General features: G+C 38.7%; 21 protein-coding genes. 15 read left to right on the top strand and 6 right to left on the bottom strand.

The annotated features are described in order from the left end of the window. The first annotated feature begins 173 nt into the window (after positions 1 to 173). Positions 174 to 641 carry a DUF420 domain-containing protein gene (locus AC3ZVC_RS21785; protein ID WP_490065204.1) on the top strand — a complete coding sequence of 156 codons (468 nt, stop codon included), beginning with the start codon at positions 174 to 176 and terminating at the stop codon, positions 639 to 641. Between the two features lie 172 nt (positions 642 to 813). Further along, positions 814 to 1,986, top strand: coding sequence for a GNAT family N-acetyltransferase (locus tag AC3ZVC_RS21780; protein WP_490065203.1), 1,173 nt, complete (start codon positions 814 to 816; stop codon positions 1,984 to 1,986). 34 nt (positions 1,987 to 2,020) lie between these two features. Here AC3ZVC_RS21780 and ytvI read toward each other — a convergent pair whose 3' ends face one another. Continuing rightward, a complete protein-coding gene (gene ytvI, locus AC3ZVC_RS21775; protein ID WP_214724605.1) occupies positions 2,021 to 3,079 on the bottom strand; it encodes a sporulation integral membrane protein YtvI in 1,059 nt (352 codons plus the stop codon). 224 nt (positions 3,080 to 3,303) lie between these two features. Between ytvI and AC3ZVC_RS21770 the strand changes: the two genes are divergently transcribed. Then, on the top strand, positions 3,304 to 3,651 hold the full coding sequence (locus AC3ZVC_RS21770; RefSeq protein WP_490065202.1) for an Asp23/Gls24 family envelope stress response protein: 348 nt from the start codon (positions 3,304 to 3,306) through the stop codon (positions 3,649 to 3,651). A gap of 67 nt (positions 3,652 to 3,718) precedes the next feature. On the opposite strand, the gene AC3ZVC_RS21765 is transcribed toward AC3ZVC_RS21770, so the two are convergent. Then, positions 3,719 to 4,078: a YugN family protein gene (locus AC3ZVC_RS21765; protein ID WP_490065201.1), complete on the bottom strand. Its 360-nt coding sequence runs from the start codon at positions 4,076 to 4,078 to the stop codon at positions 3,719 to 3,721. Positions 4,079 to 4,320: 242 nt separating this feature from the next. Here AC3ZVC_RS21765 and AC3ZVC_RS21760 point away from each other — a divergent pair, with 242 nt between their 5' ends. The 3 genes from AC3ZVC_RS21760 (at position 4,321) to AC3ZVC_RS21750 (ending at position 6,781) form a co-directional block, all read left to right on the top strand. Beyond that, positions 4,321 to 4,959 carry a CAP domain-containing protein gene (locus AC3ZVC_RS21760; protein ID WP_490065200.1) on the top strand — a complete coding sequence of 213 codons (639 nt, stop codon included), beginning with the start codon at positions 4,321 to 4,323 and terminating at the stop codon, positions 4,957 to 4,959. Positions 4,960 to 4,963: 4 nt separating this feature from the next. Continuing rightward, positions 4,964 to 5,395 carry a CBS domain-containing protein gene (locus AC3ZVC_RS21755; RefSeq protein ID WP_490065199.1) on the top strand — a complete coding sequence of 144 codons (432 nt, stop codon included), beginning with the start codon at positions 4,964 to 4,966 and terminating at the stop codon, positions 5,393 to 5,395. 324 nt (positions 5,396 to 5,719) lie between these two features. After that, positions 5,720 to 6,781, top strand: coding sequence for a CAP domain-containing protein (locus tag AC3ZVC_RS21750; RefSeq protein WP_490065198.1), 1,062 nt, complete (start codon positions 5,720 to 5,722; stop codon positions 6,779 to 6,781). A gap of 199 nt (positions 6,782 to 6,980) precedes the next feature. Here the strand turns inward: AC3ZVC_RS21750 and AC3ZVC_RS21745 are convergent, their stop codons facing one another. Continuing rightward, positions 6,981 to 7,358, bottom strand: a complete 378-nt coding sequence (locus tag AC3ZVC_RS21745; protein ID WP_490065197.1) for a hypothetical protein — start codon at positions 7,356 to 7,358, stop codon at positions 6,981 to 6,983. Between the two features lie 15 nt (positions 7,359 to 7,373). Continuing rightward, positions 7,374 to 7,871 (bottom strand): PaaI family thioesterase, encoded by a 498-nt coding sequence (locus AC3ZVC_RS21740; protein WP_490065196.1) that lies wholly within the window; start codon positions 7,869 to 7,871, stop codon positions 7,374 to 7,376. A 164-nt stretch (positions 7,872 to 8,035) separates the two neighbouring features. Between AC3ZVC_RS21740 and AC3ZVC_RS21735 the strand changes: the two genes are divergently transcribed. From AC3ZVC_RS21735 to AC3ZVC_RS21715, 5 genes are all read left to right on the top strand, one after another. After that, positions 8,036 to 8,440 carry a YlbD family protein gene (locus tag AC3ZVC_RS21735; protein WP_490065195.1) on the top strand — a complete coding sequence of 135 codons (405 nt, stop codon included), beginning with the start codon at positions 8,036 to 8,038 and terminating at the stop codon, positions 8,438 to 8,440. Positions 8,441 to 8,460: 20 nt separating this feature from the next. Further along, positions 8,461 to 8,703, top strand: coding sequence for a YlbE-like family protein (locus tag AC3ZVC_RS21730; protein WP_214724623.1), 243 nt, complete (start codon positions 8,461 to 8,463; stop codon positions 8,701 to 8,703). A 114-nt stretch (positions 8,704 to 8,817) separates the two neighbouring features. Next, positions 8,818 to 9,249 carry a hypothetical protein gene (locus AC3ZVC_RS21725; RefSeq protein WP_490065194.1) on the top strand — a complete coding sequence of 144 codons (432 nt, stop codon included), beginning with the start codon at positions 8,818 to 8,820 and terminating at the stop codon, positions 9,247 to 9,249. Between the two features lie 58 nt (positions 9,250 to 9,307). Further along, positions 9,308 to 9,748, top strand: a complete 441-nt coding sequence (locus AC3ZVC_RS21720) for a YlbF/YmcA family competence regulator (RefSeq protein WP_490065193.1) — start codon at positions 9,308 to 9,310, stop codon at positions 9,746 to 9,748. Positions 9,749 to 10,119: 371 nt separating this feature from the next. After that, positions 10,120 to 10,395, top strand: a complete 276-nt coding sequence (locus AC3ZVC_RS21715; RefSeq protein WP_490065192.1) for a YlbG family protein — start codon at positions 10,120 to 10,122, stop codon at positions 10,393 to 10,395. A gap of 89 nt (positions 10,396 to 10,484) precedes the next feature. Here the strand turns inward: AC3ZVC_RS21715 and AC3ZVC_RS21710 are convergent, their stop codons facing one another. Then, positions 10,485 to 10,874 carry a DUF7147 family protein gene (locus AC3ZVC_RS21710; protein ID WP_490065191.1) on the bottom strand — a complete coding sequence of 130 codons (390 nt, stop codon included), beginning with the start codon at positions 10,872 to 10,874 and terminating at the stop codon, positions 10,485 to 10,487. 157 nt (positions 10,875 to 11,031) lie between these two features. Here AC3ZVC_RS21710 and AC3ZVC_RS21705 point away from each other — a divergent pair, with 157 nt between their 5' ends. From AC3ZVC_RS21705 to coaD, 4 genes are all read left to right on the top strand, one after another. Then, positions 11,032 to 11,343, top strand: a complete 312-nt coding sequence (locus AC3ZVC_RS21705; RefSeq protein ID WP_490065190.1) for a hypothetical protein — start codon at positions 11,032 to 11,034, stop codon at positions 11,341 to 11,343. A gap of 244 nt (positions 11,344 to 11,587) precedes the next feature. Then, positions 11,588 to 13,009, top strand: a complete 1,422-nt coding sequence (locus AC3ZVC_RS21700; RefSeq protein WP_490065189.1) for a stalk domain-containing protein — start codon at positions 11,588 to 11,590, stop codon at positions 13,007 to 13,009. A gap of 388 nt (positions 13,010 to 13,397) precedes the next feature. Next, a complete protein-coding gene (rsmD, locus tag AC3ZVC_RS21695; protein WP_490068983.1) occupies positions 13,398 to 13,952 on the top strand; it encodes a 16S rRNA (guanine(966)-N(2))-methyltransferase RsmD in 555 nt (184 codons plus the stop codon). Between the two features lie 62 nt (positions 13,953 to 14,014). Continuing rightward, on the top strand, positions 14,015 to 14,494 hold the full coding sequence (gene coaD / locus AC3ZVC_RS21690; protein WP_490065188.1) for a pantetheine-phosphate adenylyltransferase: 480 nt from the start codon (positions 14,015 to 14,017) through the stop codon (positions 14,492 to 14,494). 127 nt (positions 14,495 to 14,621) lie between these two features. On the opposite strand, the gene ylbJ is transcribed toward coaD, so the two are convergent. Next, positions 14,622 to 15,839, bottom strand: a complete 1,218-nt coding sequence (ylbJ, locus tag AC3ZVC_RS21685; RefSeq protein ID WP_490065187.1) for a sporulation integral membrane protein YlbJ — start codon at positions 15,837 to 15,839, stop codon at positions 14,622 to 14,624. Positions 15,840 to 15,955: the final 116 nt, after the last annotated feature.

The raw sequence follows: 15,955 nt of genomic DNA, 5'->3' as shown, positions 1-15,955 counted from the left end.
AGCAGTGAGTTTAATCACATAAGAATAAATAAATATTGAACATTTAAGGAACTTTTCTTAAAAGTACAAGCTGTTTGTTGAAAAAAGCATAATACTCTACTAGAATTAAATTTGTGATTTATTTGATGCAGCTATATTGAATTTCAACCGAAAAGCGGAGAGAGGAAGACTATATGGAATATTCATTGCCTATACTGCCTACAATCAGTACAACATTCATTGTGCTTAGTGCAATTACTGTTGCGATTGGCTGGGTACAAATTAGCAAAAGAAAACTTGAAGCCCATAAGAAAACGATGACTTTGGCGGCTGTTTTCGCTGTCATTTTCTTTATCATCTATGCCAGCAGAACAATATTTATTGGCAATACAGCTTTTGGCGGCCCTGATGACATTAAAATTTATTATACGATCTTCTTGATTTTCCATATCACTCTAGCAACTGTGGGAGCTGTTTTAGGAATTATTTCCCTTTATACCGGCTATAAAAACAAATTGGAAAAACATAGGAAACTTGGACCTATTACAAGCGTTGTCTGGTTCTTCACAGGGATTACAGGTGTTGCTGTTTACTTGCTGCTTTATGTTTTCTATCACGGCGGTGAGACTACATCTGTTATTAAGGCAATACTGGGAACGTAATAATGCATTGAATACCGCTTTGAAGCGGTATTTTTTTTGCAAATATACGTTTTTTCATTGAGTAAAGTTGCATCGGCTGAACCGGTCACATAATCCAGTCAATAGTTTAGGAAGGAGTTATTAGGTCTATAGCGAATCTTTATCAGGATGATTTTAATCGGGAGTGAAAAAAGTGAACGTAAGGAAATTAGCAGAAAAAGAATATTTAGAAGCAATGAAACTTTCCATGTATGCTTTTCAGTACGATGTTCCAGAAGATGACATTCCAAAGCGGATGGAAAGGCTAAAGGAACATACAATTTTTGGGATATGGGAAGGAGAACACCTGGCAGCTAAACTGCACATCATTCCATTAAACGTCCATATTAATGGCCAAGCTTGGAAAATGGGAGGGTTAGCTGGGGTAGCAACCTATCCTGAGTACAGAAGAAATGGGTTCGTCAGCCAGCTAATTAAACAATCATTGGCTGAGATGGATGAGCAGGGCCAAATCTTTTCATTTTTGCATCCTTTTGAAATTTCATTTTATCGAAAATACGGGTGGGAAATAATTACTGATTATAAGAAGACTGTAATCAATAAAATTGATTTAAAAATGGCGGGCAAATCTTCTGGCTCGATTAGACGATTTAATAAAAGCCAGCATATCAAAGATATTGAAAAAATTTACGAAGAATATATGGGGCAGTTTTCTGGAGGGCTTATCAGAGATACCTATTGGTGGGAGAACTTTGTCTACTCGGATTATCAGATAGCTGTATATTATGATGAAAAAGGGGATGGGAAGGGTTACCTTCTTTTTAAAGTAAAAGATCATAAAATGGACGTAGAAGAATTTACGGCAATAAACCACGAAGCCAGAGTGAATTTATGGAACTTCATCTGCCAGCATGATTCGATGGTGGAGAAGGTAAAGCTCATTACCTCTGTACATGACCCTTTTCCATATTACCTGCCTCAGCCTAATTTGAAGATGGAGGTTTTCCCGTACTTTATGGGGAGAATCGTAAATGTGGAAAATTGTTTGAACCTATATGCTTTTAATAATAACGAAGAAAAAGTTTTTATACATATTGAGGATCCGTATGCTCTATGGAACACGGGAAGCTATTTGATCTCAGGCGATGGTATAACTCCTTTCAAGGAAAAAGTAGGGGGCCGCTGTGCAAAGCCAGCTGCTAGAGGGCTGCATATGTCTATAAATGCTCTAACAGCAATTATCATTGGATACAAACGGCCGCTGGAATTATATGGCTTAGGTGAAATTGCAGGCCCATGGAGTGATGTCGAGGCTCTTGAGAGAAAAATCCCGCAGCAAAAATCATTTTTTTACGACTTCTTTTAAATTACACGCAAAAAGCTTCCCTCAGGGAAGCTTTTTATATTTTAAAGTTCATTTTAATTAAACCGGCTTCTTTGGCAGAATTAAACGCAATAACCATAAGCGGACCAATGATGAACCCGAGTATGCCCAGCAGTTTTAAGCCGATATACATGGCGATCAGAGTTGCCAATGGAGATAATCCAATATGCGTGCCCATTACTTTTGGTTCAACAGTCCTTCGAATAATTAATAGGATAGCTGCTAAAATGGCAAGCTTTGTTCCCATTGCGATATCTCCAGTGAAGAGATGGAAAAGTGCCCAAGGACCAAGAATAACAATGGAGCCAATTATCGGAATAAAGTCTATCACCCAGATGATGATTGCCATTACCAAGGCTACTTCCGGATTGATAAATAAGAGCCCAATCAGGGAAACGATAAAAATAATCACACTAACAAGGAATTGAGCTTTAAAGAAGCCAAATCCAACATACGTAAGCCTGGAAGTCATGAATCTGACTTTATCTGCAGTTTTTTCTGTAAGATGATTGTACATTCCTTTCCTTAAGCGTGGAAGGTCAATTAAAAATAGGAATAATGCGATTAGATATACAATGAAACTGACAAGATAATTTGGAATATTAGTCAATAATGCTTTTAGATTATCTATATTGACATAAGCTACAAGATCATCCTTTGTTTTATTCAAGAAGGATTGGACCTGCATGCTGATTTCATCAACTAAATCCTTTGGAAGGTCTTTAGCGGCATTCGTAAAATCCGCCTCTGCCCGCAGCCAGGCTTTTGTAATTTCGTTAATGTACATAGGAGCATTTTCAATAAGCTTAATCGCCTCTGTAATAACCTTTGTCGTAATAAAATAGCCAGTCAAACCAATAAAAAGGACAAATCCAATAAAAGTAATCAGCACGGATAATCTTCTTTTTATTTTTATTTTATCCCGAAGCAATTTTACGATTGGTTCCAGAATAAGAGCTGTAATGAAGGCTACGATCAATGGAACAGATACAGGCAAAATAAAGTAGAATATGGCAGCGATGAGAAGTGCGCCAATTAATATAAATAAAAATCGTCTAGTGAATATTGCAGACAAAAATAGATCCCCTTTCCAAACTCCTAAAAAACAGCTAGCATCAGACATTGTACTAGCATATATCTACAGTTATAAGACATCCAAAATAATAGTAACATTTCAATTATATTATGCATTTAATATTAGAAACAATAAAAAACATTTGTTATGTCCATGATTTATTTCCTGAGAGATTATTGCCCGGTATAACTAAAATAAATCGGAGAGAAAGAAGTGAAAAGAAGATGCGAAATGAACATCTCGACTTCGAAACGATTAAGGCAGCGAGCGATATAATCTCAGCTATAGTAGACTCAAGTTTACAAGAATGGGAAGGTGTGTTTCCCGTGAAAAGTGATAAATTCCCTTTTTTAAAAAAAGACCCTGATTATATTTCACTCTCATTTAAGGATACAGAAGTTTATTTAAAAATAAAAATGAACATACAAAAGGGAATTAATATAATGGAGGAAACAACCAAGATTCAAAAAGTAATCAAGGATGAAATCATCCACTTAACAGGACTTAAAGTAAAAAGAATTGATCTATTTATAGACAAAATGATACCTTACTCATCCCTTGATTTCCGATAATAATTGTATAAAAAGACGCATGGTGTCCATGCGTCTTTTTGCTGCTATGCAGCTTCCATTTTTTAACTTATACCGCGAATTGATCGATTTCAGCTTTAATATCAGCAAGAATTTTTTCACACTGATTCACAAGTGATTTCGGGAAGGTTTCTCCTTCTCCATATTCAATTCCATGCGGGTAATAATGTTTACCAAGAAGTGGAGTCATTACCTGGATTAGTGCTTTATGTGCTCCTACATCTCCCTCAACTGCATACCCGAATACACGAAGGTAAAAAACTCCTTCTTTTAATTCGAACTTTCGGTCATATGTAACTCTTTCGTAATCCCATTGGCCCTCACGAACAAGGCCGTGTGATAGCATCACTTCATCTAAGCGGGTTAAGTCTGCTTTTTTATTTTCCAGACCTGTGTTTTCAAATTTCATAATTGTCCCTCCTGAAAACAATCCATGGTTCAGCTGAACGATCCATGCATAATTTAAACAAGTTTATCTCAAATTTAATAATAGTAGAAAAAAGCGTAACATGCAACGGATACATGCAAGAAAACATGGTTCTGTCATATATCATCAGTATAAATGCGAGAAAACAGACAAATTATTTATTTTATTTCTGATTCAACATGCAAAATAAATTTACAGCATAACAAGGAGAAAGGGGAGACGAAATGAAGAAAAGAACGATTTCTTTAGCTTTATTCATATTCTTATTTGCTACCGGACCAGCTGTTGCCATTACAGAGTATAAGGTTGAAAAAGCGGATACTCTTTGGAAAATAGGAGTTAAATTCAACAAAGATTTAAAGGATATTATTAACAGCAATCCTCATATTAAAAACCCTGATTTTATATATCCTGGACAAATTGTACTCATACCTGGCCAAACGGAGAGGAGTGGCACACCAAAAATTGCTGCCGATGAGCGCACCATATGGGAGCTTGCCAATGATGAACGCAAACAGAAAGGGTTAAAGCCATTAGTTATGGATTCGATGCTTACTGGCGTGGCTAAACAAAAATCTCAGGATATGATGAAATTTGAATATGTGTCGCATAATTCTCCTACATATGGAAATCCTAGAAAAATGTTAAGGAATCAGCAAATTTCTTTCCTGACAGTGAAGGAGAACATTGGGGCCGGCTACAGGTCAGCTGATGAAATGTTTTCAGCCTGGATGAATTCTTCGATTCACCGCGCAAACATCCTTGATAAAAAGGCTACACACATTGGAGTTGGATATGTAAAAGGCGGTTTGCATGGGCACTATTGGACTATATTTATTGTTGAGAAAAATGAAGGAGGATAAAACCATGGAAAAAATTCGTGATATTATGACTGATGATGTTGAAAGCTGCTCACTTTTGGATAATGTATATGAAGTTGCGGTTAAGATGAAGGAGTTAAATGTAGGTGCTATTCCAATTGTTGATAACGATAAGCTTGTCGGAATGATAACAGACCGCGATATCGTCCTTCGCTGTGTGGCAGATAAGCATCCTGCTTCTTCAAAAGTCGAAGATATAATGAGCAGCCATCTTGTAACAGTTAATAAAGATACAGAATCGAGAGAAGCTGCCCGTTTGATGGCAGAGCACCAAGTCCGCCGCTTGCCTGTGGTGGAAGGTGACAAGCTTGTGGGGATCGTATCACTTGGCGACTTTGCTGTTCGTCATTTAACAGATGAACAGGCAGGAGAAGCTCTCTCCGATATTTCAAAACATGAAAATGAAGCACAGCACTAAAAGGACACCAATTGGTGTTCTTTTTTTGTCTTACCCAGGTCAAATGTTTAAATGTCAGCAATCGTCTTATAAAATGGCTCTGTTAAAGCTTATTGTTGTTTTAGCACCCTGTTGATTGGAGCGGAAATCAACAGGCAATTTGAACAAAGCCAAAAACAATAGAAAAACGATACACCTAATGGTATGATTAGTACAAAAGCCTGAGATACATTTTTCATTTTATATCACAGTGCACATTACATAAAACATAGTAAATGTTATACTCTTTAAATACTATATATAGATTAACTAATAGAAGGGAGGGCGCGTTCTCTGCGGACACTTTTGCGAATAGTAGTATTGATCTCCATATTTCTTGCCGCTGGTTTTTATTTGGATATTGCCGGTGAGGAACAGGGAGAAATATTAGTAAACCAGGAAAGTTCACAGCCTGAGGCATTAAAGGATTTGGGGCAGGATGTGAACCCTGACATGTCTTCCAATGCAGGAATTCCTGAAAACGGTCTGGCCAGGCTGATGGGGAAATCTATTCATGAGGTTAAAGAAAGTTTAGGTGAGCCGTCCAGGGTGGATCCTTCTTTTTTTGGTTATGAATGGTGGATTTATAATAAAAGCGATACAGAGTATGCCCAGGTTGGCATTAGCGGAAACAAAGTGGTCACAATTTTTGCTACTGGGGAAGATTTGGACATCAGCCCTTTTAAAATCGGACAGCCAGTTGGTGAAATTTATTCGTCTGTTTTTGTTGAGACAAATATCAATCTTGAATTTAAAGAAAGCTCCTACCGTTTTGAACTGTCTGAAGAAGATCTTAATACCAGGCCGCTGGTCATGGTTGGAGACCATTATGCCCAGCTGAATATCGATAAATTTACAGGAACACTCTCAAGTGTAAGATTAATGAATGCTGAAACTTTAATTAAGATGCGGCCGTATGAAATGGTTTACCGCGGTGAATTATTAGAAGCCCCCCTGCCTTCACCTGCCTATGAGGAAGAAGTGGAGAGAGGGAAGGAACAGCAGATTCTTGATCTTACAAATGTACTAAGAGTGCGGCATAATCTAAGTCCGCTGGAGTGGGATAAAATGACTGCCGATGTTGCGTTTGCCCACAGTAAGGATATGTATGAAAGCAAAGATTTTTCCCATATTTCCAAAACTTACGGGGAACTGGACGACCGGCTTGAGGCCGGAGGTGTGTTATACAAAATTGCCGGAGAAAATATTGCTGCAAACTATATGGATGCACCGGCTGTTGTTGAGGGTTGGCTCAATAGCAAGGGCCATAGAGAAAGCCTGTTAAATGAAGAGTTCACCCACCTTGGCGTTGGAGTTTATAAGAAGCATTATACCCAAAACTTCATCAGGAAGATGGATGAAGATTAATTAAATTTAAGAAGAGCCTATTTAATCAGGCTCTTTTATTTAGGCTGTTTTCGCAAACTTTGTTGCTTTTTAAACAAGTAATGAGGAGTGGTTGATTTCCGCTCCAGGAGGCTCGCAACCCTCCCCGCGGAAAGCAAGTGCCCGCAGCGGAAATCAACGGGCAGAATTAACAAAACAACAATCTATGAGAAAAGAGCCTTTATTTATTTGCATTGGACTCTCCTTTAACAAGTATTCGGCTCACATGGAAAAATTCTTCCCTCCAATTACCGTATAAATGTACGGTGTCTCCAACATTTACAGCAGGCAATGTAGCATCTTTCATTAGTGGAGTTATCTTTTTTACTTTCCACTGCTTATTGCCTGCTGATTGGATGGTCAAGTCAAGAACATGTATGTAGCGGTGATAATAAAATCTTTGCTTGAATGCGCTTATATGGACAATCTCCCCGGAGATAATAGCTTCTTCAGGAACATTGTTGATATTTGACCACTTTTCAAAGCTTTCACTCATTTCTTTTTTTGTCAGCCAATAAAAATAAAGGCAAATAATTGGTATTACGATAGCGGTAACCATGCTTCCACCTGCTTTTTATTTGTTGACGCCTTTCTTTTCAATAACAAAAAAGCTGCCTGTTGCCTGGGCAATCTTTCTTCCGTCTGCCCTAAAGACATCAGCAGATAGCACCATGCTCTTTGTTCCTTTGTGGTCAATATTCGCCCTGCATGTCACATAATCACCTTTTCCGACTGACAGATAGTGTACGTTTAATTGCGTGGTTACTGCTCCAAATCCTTCAGGGAGCAGTGAAGATGCAAGAGTCCCCATTGCAGAATCGATAATTGTTGCAGTAACTCCTCCATGAAGGATTCCAAGCGGATTATCCACTAACGGGGTCAGGGGTATGGTTAAAATGCATTCATCTTCAGTTATAGAACGCTCCATTTGCAGCAGTCCTCCTATGTATGAACTGTTTTGTCCAGTTTGTACTTTATGAAAACCCTGCAATATTGATCTTAAAACCACTAAATCTTCGTCGGTAGCCTGCTTTGTACATGTATGGAATAATTCCATTAGTTCTTTATCCATAGAAATTCACCCTTCATTTGCTTTCTGCATTCATATATTAACACTAATGGCAGAATTTTTGAATTTATTATTAATGAGGGTTTCGGTTACAGAACCCATTCACCTTTTCCTTTCATGGTCATATGGTATTATAGGCATTTGTAACAGAATGAGGTGAAATAGGCATGACTAATAAAAAGCTTCATCCCTCTGTCGAAAAGTTTAAAGAGTTTGTGAAACAGAATCCTCATATTATCAGGGAAGTCAGATCGGGTAATGCAACATGGCAGGATTTATATGAGGATTGGTACCTTCTGGGGGAAGATGACTCGAGATGGGATTCATATAATGAAAACAAGGATGAAAAAACAACATCTGAAGAGAAGAAAAACGACTGGATGGGCAATATCATGGAGACGCTAAAACATATGGATGCCAACCAAATGCAGGGATACATCAATAATCTAAGCCAGGCGCTATCAGCTGTCCAGGGAGTCATATCCCAGTTTCAAGGGGGACAGCAATCTGGCGGTGGCTCCAAGTCAGCAAACCCGAGACCGAATAATCCGTTCACATTTAGAAAAGATTAATAACAGAGGGGGCCGAAAGAATGAGAAAAGATATTATCAATTATCTCGATCAGAAAAAGGAATTGAAGCAATTCATACGGGAGCAGCCCCACTGGTATAGAACCTTAACGAGAAATCCCCATGAAATCCAATCCCTCGAAGTGGCTGCTCTGCACTATTATAAAAAGACTATTCCCCATAAGGTAGAGAAATTAACGAATGGGGTTCAAATGGCCTCGATGATGATGAGTATGTTCCAGGCAATGAACTCACAGTCCAATTAAAAGCTTTCTCGCTAGCGAGAAAGCTTTTAATTATGTTATCGAGTAAAAAAGAGCGGCAGTGCAAACACTATTTATAATAAATCGAGATAGAAGTCAACTTTAGGAGTGAAAATAATGAAAGGGATAAGATACTTGTCTTTAATACTTTTCCTGTTTCTTCTTGCAGCCTGCCAAAAAGATATTCCAGAGCCTGAAACCAAAATGGAAGTTGAGCCCGTTAATGCATTAGAGCTTGCCTCAGATTTGCCGGTTTCAGGAGTGGAAAGCAGCAATGTGAAAAATCCTTTCTATGTCCGTCATCAAGTGAGGGGAAAGGATGTACTTGTAGAATGTATCCTGCAAGGAGTTTCGTTTAGTGGGCAGACTGCTAAAGATAAAGGCAAAATACTATTATATGTGGACGGAATTAAGAAAGAGGAAATTTCTTCAGCGGCTTTTATTGTTAAAGGCCTATCTTCAGGTAACCACAGAATCAGGCTGGAGCTTGTAAAAGAAAAACAGCCTTCCTTAAAATTGAAAAGAGAATTTTATGTAACCATCCCGTAGTTTCCTTACTTTAGCTTTGCTCCGTTTCATGATAAAATAGGAAACGGAGGTGGGCTATTTGCTTGCTACATTAGAAAGAATAGCTATTTTGGACAAAGCTGACGAGTTAGCTGCAATGATCGTTGAATCCGAGGAAGCGGAACATTACCGCAAAAGTTTATATAAATTAAAGAACAGCCGTGGGACACAAAGAAAAATCCAGGAATTTGTTAAAATGAAGGAGCTTTATGAAGAGGTTCAGCGTTTTGGCAAATATCATCCAGAATATAAAAAAGTGATGATGTCTATCCGGGAGCTTAAGCGTGAAATGGATATGGACAGCCATGTGGCAGAGTTCAGAAGAGCTGAAACCGGTCTGCAAAATTTGCTTGATGAGGTTAGCGTACTGATTGGCCGCTCTGTTTCAGAGCATATTAAGGTCCCAACTGGAAATCCATTCTTTGAATCCAGCTGCGGTGGCGGCTGCGGCAGCGGTGGCAGCTGCGGATGTTCAGCATAAAAAACCAGCATATGCTGGTTTTTTTTGTTATCAAAAGTCTGTGTAAGCTCAATGTTAATTTGGGCATCGTGTTGATTGGTGCGGAACGTGCGTGATCCTCGAAAATGGTTTCGCATTCCTTCGTGCGGTGTTTATTCAATACTGCTTATTCAATGGCTTCCAGAGTACGGAACAAAGGAAGACACCACAGGCTAAAGGCACCGAGAAGCATCGGACCGCCAGCGGTTCGCTGAGCACCTGGAACGGAAATCAACAGGCAAGTTTAACCTAGTCATCCAAAAAAGAACTTGATTGCCCATAACCATTGAAAACTGCTGTTTTTCTATGCTAGACTAAGTAAAACAATTGATTCGCTGAAGGGGTAAAAAAATATGCTGGGTCAAAGGCAAGGAATAATAGTCTGGCTTTATTCATTAAAGCAGGCAAAAATGTTAAGAAGATTCGGAAATGTCCATTTTGTTTCCAAAAGGCTGAAATATGTTGTATTATACTGTGATCTTGCTGATACAGAAGGTTTAATGGAAAAAATCAACTCCTACTCCTTTGTTAAAAAAGTAGAGCAATCCTATAAACCATTCCTTAAAACGGAATTTGAAAACTCAAAGCCTGACAAGGCAAAGGAATATGACTATAAGATGGGTATTTAAAAGGCATGAGCAAAGCTCATGCCTTTTTGTTAAAAAGTTATAAAGTAATGTTTTCCCGCTAAAATTTCTGCTCCGGCCGTCTGGATTTTTTATTGGAGAGGTGCAATATAATGATTAAGCCTTAAGATTCCAATTAGATACTGGTAATACAATTCCTTTTCATTAAATAGAGTGGAAGGCTTTACGCTTAGCTGAATGATATCCTTTTCGAGATACCTTGCAGTTTCCGCAAATAAATCAAATCTTTTGTTCGGTGTGACATTTGGATCTGGAATTCCTTCTCTGCAAAAATATAGCGGCTGGAAATCTCCGGGATTAGTGGAATTCAGTATAACTGCCAAAGAAGTAACTTCTTTATCGCTAATGGTGGTATGGAAAGCTGCCATATGGGCCAGGCGGTGCTGATTGGACTTTGCTATCTCGATTAATTCATATATATCCGAATATCCTTCTCCAATTTCTATAAAACGCTGTATCAATAATACTACCTCCTTTAAAGACTCAGGGCATCTACTTCTACTGCCCTGTAACCAGATTTGAAATAATGAAATAAAATGCCTTATGTCCAACCATACTTTATCATTTCCTGCATAAAAATAGAAGTAGCACCTAAAAAGCAGAAGGGAGAGAGACTGCATGCTTTACCTTTTTCTTTTAATGACATTGCTCCTATGTGTCAGTTACTTTATCAAGGCTGATATATCTCCATTAGAAAAGAAACATATTTATGATATGAACGGTTTTGTTGTTGTCTCCATTATAGCTGCGCTTAGTGCAAAAGGTTTATTGATGGTACACAACAAAGAGCTGTTTACGATGACATTAGGTGAACTAGAGGGTTTTCTTGCATCAGAAGGATTACCGAGCGAAGACTGGGCAAAGACTTGCATGAGTATTGGAGAAAACGGCAGCCTATTGGATGATGGCCTGGATCTGGATTTTGCGTGAAGCAACTAAATATTTTACCGTGGAGGGAGATCTTTAAGTTGCTCGCAAAGTGTAGAACCCCCGGCGTAAAAGTACAGCATCCGCGCATAAACCAAGCAACCGAGCACTCATATCCGCGAACTTATGTATCATTATGATTCACCGGACAAGTGATAAGAAATTTCTCCATTTTATGCAAAATTTATGTGACGGATGTCCTTCCCTTTGGTATTGTTATGGTAAAAGAAACTAAGAGGGTATACCAATGTGGAGGGCATCTTTATTTATTTTTTTAATATTGTCAGGAACAATTTCGGGCATGCTTGTATGGCAGTGGAAAGTTTTTTCTGGGCAAACTGGACAAGCTAAAGAGCTTACAGTGGGAGCCAATCAGCAAATTACTGTGGAATCTCTGGAAAATGAGCTAAAAATTACGCAAACGGTCATTGGTATCGTGCCCGAAAAAGAATATAGGCTGGTAATTCCTGACTCACTATTTAAGTGGAAGTGCAAAAATGCCAATGAAGAAGCATGTGATTCTGCGGACGAAAATCCTTATACATTTTTCTCAAATGACAACCAGATGATTTTTGAATATGTTCTGCCAATGAATAAGGGTCAAAAAGCGTTTATGTTAAATGACTGGACAGTGTCCGTCCCAGACATTATTGTAGAGAGTTCCCTTATTACAATTTCTGATTCCTTCAGAAGAAACGGCTCTTGGGCAGCCGGATTCCCTTTAAAAGCACAAAAAGAAATGAAACATATTGATTATTATATTTTTGAAGGAAGAGGGGATTCACCTTCACTATACTGGCAGCAGAAGCCTCTTGAAAAAATAAGCAAAAATCAGGTTGATATTTATTCAGAAAATCAGCATGCCTTTAAGCAAAATTTTGAAAAGCTCAGTACCTTAGGTAAATTTCCTTATTTGTCTGTGGTGCTTACTGGTCACTACCAGGAATCGTATGGAAAAGGAATCCTTATAGCAGGTACTAATACTAGTAAGGAAAAGCTTGAAAAAATAATCATCAGACAGGCTTATGAAAAAAAATTTGGCTTTCTCCCCCCAAAAGAAGATTGGCTTATAGATGCACTTGCATCTCATACAGCAGAGCAGAAAGCTGGTACAAAAAAAGGGAACTGGATAATTCGAGAATTAAAGAAAGAAGTGGCCGAAGATGAGCTGCAGGTATTTTTTCGTAATTTGAATATGGAGGAATCACTCAATACTGAAAAACTGGACAAGCACCTGAGCAATCTGAAGGGCCATTCAACCCGTTTTTTCACTCTGAATAAAGATTTGAATGCGCCGTTAGTTCCTCTTTATTTTAATGATGGTAAAAAAGTGTTCATATCAGGCAGAGAGCAGAAAGACCTTATGTTAATCCATAAAAACGGTCATAGTCTCCTGCCGTTTAAAGCAGCGATGGAGGCCTTGGGTTTTGATGTAAGAATTTTATCCGGTGAGGAAACTCTGCTGCTGACAAAAGGAAATAACAGCTATCGCTTCTATTTAAACAGAAATGTATTCATTTATAATGAAGAGGATTATGGACTGCTGGAAAACCCATTAGTCAATCTCAATGGGACCGCGTTTATCGAAGTACAATGGCTTCAATCCCTTTTTGATGTTTCAGTCGAAGAATGGGATCATGAAATCAAATTAACAGATAGCCCCAAATAAGGTGAATATTTAAAAAGCTGATAAAAATAAAAAGCCCTGCAGATTTCCTGCAGGGTCCTTCTATATCCTTTTCAGGATAGAAGGCAAAGGGAGAGGAGAAACCGGAGGAAGAACTTATGGGGAAACGTAAGTCTTCTCCGCGGTTGGCAACAACATCCTCGAATAGATGCTGTTAATTACATTATTTCCACAATCATCATGGATATACACTTAATCGGATAATTTTTTCCATATAATATGCTGAAATGATTACGCTTTCAATTTACAGGTTGGCTACCACTTGTAAGTTATGGTAGGATAGGTAAGAAAAAATGTGCCAGATGATTGTTTTCCCAGTTGTAGACCACTCAGGCGGGAAATGAAAATTATGCAAGTTAGCGGTGATTCTATGCGAGTTGTATCAGGAACGAAAAAAGGAAAGATATTAAAAGCAGTCCCCGGGAGTTCAACCCGGCCGACAACGGATAAGGTCAAGGAAGCCATATTTAATATCATTGGCCCATATTTCGATGGCGGGCTGGGTCTTGACTTATTTGCCGGAAGCGGTGGGCTTGGAATTGAGGCTCTAAGCAGAGGGGCGGAAAAAGTCATTTTTGTCGATCGTGACGGTAAGGCGATTCAAACCATTCATGAAAATATTCGGATTTGCGGTCTTGAAGAACAGACGGAAGTATACCGTAACGATGCCGATCGAGCAATAAAAGCAATATTAAAAAGAGAACTGGCCTTTGATTACATATTTCTAGACCCTCCATATCGTAAGCAGCAGCTGCTTAAACTCCTTCAAATAATTGATGAGAAGGGCTTGCTTACTGATAAAGGTACAATATTGTGTGAACATAGCTCAGATGTCACCTTGCCGGATTCAGTCGGCAGACTTGTTCAGCGCAAGCATGAAAATTACGGAATAATTTCTATATCCGTATACGGCAGTGTTGAATAGTCACATAGCTAGGATAAAAGAAAAAATATATACATACTTTAAAAATAAGAAGGGGGATATAAATGGGCGGCATAGCTGTTTGTCCAGGAAGCTTTGATCCAATAACATATGGGCATCTGGATATTATTAAAAGAGGGGCGAAGGTATTTGACCAGGTTTTTGTGGTTGTCTTAAATAACTCTTCCAAAAATCCTTTATTTACTGTTGAAGAAAGAATCAGTTTGATAGAAGAAGTAACGAAAGATATCCCGAATGTGAAGGTTGATTCTTTTCAGGGCCTTTTGATGGATTATGCTAGTTCTGTTAAGGCAAGTGCTGTTATACGCGGTTTGCGCGCAGTTTCTGATTTTGAATATGAAATGCAGATTACTTCCATGAACAGGGTATTAAATGATGAAGTAGAAACTTTTTTTATCATGACCAATAACCAGTATTCGTTTTTAAGTTCCAGCATTGTTAAAGAAGTAGCCAAATATAATGGGGATATTTCAGAGCTTGTTCCGGACACGGTGGAAAAAGCACTGAAAGTAAAATTCCAATAACTGAAAACGGGCGCCAATGGGTGCCCGTTTTTTAAATCAATGAAGTTAATGATTAACTATGGCATCATGTTAATTGAAGCGGAATGCGAGCAAGTGGTGCGAATTAAAAGGCAGCTTAAATATTTTTTTACCGTCTATCAAGACGCCTGGACAGTACATATGTGTAGAAGGCAAGTGCAAGTATTGTAATAAGGGGACCTGCTTCTGACAATCCATCTAGTATTTTCCCAAAAAATGAATATTCTCCGAAGAAGCCGACCGGGATTGCATTAGAAGGCTGTTCTGTGTTGTAAAAGTGTTCATAAATGGGGTTCCAGAGGATAAATGCAAAAAACGCAGCGGTAAATCCGTGAATGATTCTTGCAAAAAAGAAAGGCTTAAAATTAATATCTGTCTGGGCAAGTATGCTCGCGACCTGTGCTTGTACGCTGAATCCACTGAAGGCTAGTATAAAACTGGTGATAACCACCTGATGCATCAATGTGGCCTGCTGTACCTGGCTTGTCATTTGACTTCCAAGTGTAATTTCAAAGAGTCCGGAGATAAAAGGAATGCTTAATTCAACCGGCAGATGAAACAGCGCTAAGACGATCTCTATACCTTTAGCAAGTATTGCTGTTATTCCTAGGTGAAATAGAAGTTTGTTAATAACAGAGAAAAGAATGATAAATCCGCCGATCATTAATAGTGTCTGGATAGATGACATGACGGCGTCTCCTAGAAGCTTCCCGATGGGCCGATTATCATTAATCCTTGTACGGTGAAGAGCTGAAAGGGCAGCCCGTAAAGAGGGTCTTGCTTTCTTCTCTTCCCGGGAGTGTTTCATGGGGTTTCTTCCATAAAATCTCATCAATAAGCCAACTGTAATGTTGCCCAGATAATGCGCTAAAGCCAGAATCACCCCAAGCTTTGCATTATTAAAGAAACCGACAGAAACGGCTCCGAATATAAACAGGGGGTTTGAACAATTGGTGAAGGAAACAAGTCGTTCTGCTTCTGTTTTTGTCAGCTGGCCTTCTTGCCGAAGCCTTGCTGTGAGCTTTGCTCCTGCGGGGTATCCTGATGCCATTCCCATTGCCCAGACAAAACCTCCTACTCCGGGAACTTTAAATAAGGGCCTCATTAAAGGCTCCAGCAGCACGCCGATAAATTTTACGACCCCGAAACCGATCAGCATCTCTGAAACGATAAAGAAAGGCAATAAAGATGGAAAAACGATTTCCCACCACATATTTAGTCCCCTGATTGACGCATCAACCGATTCCTGGGGAAATGAAATTAATGAAATGGCCATCAAGGTTACAGAGAGTGCAAGAGTAACCGTTTTTAATTTGGAACGAAACACGGACAAGCCTCCCTCAAAGTTGTACTGACTGTGCAACTATTTTAAACAATGGTAAAATAAAGTAGCATTTTAATATTTATTTAGTGCGCATTTTATCAGAAATCGTCTATTGGGAA

Source organism: Cytobacillus sp. C11.1 (assembly GCF_058145115.1).
The sequence above is the reverse complement of the archived record's forward strand: the minus strand, read 5'-3'. Positions and strand labels throughout refer to the sequence as shown.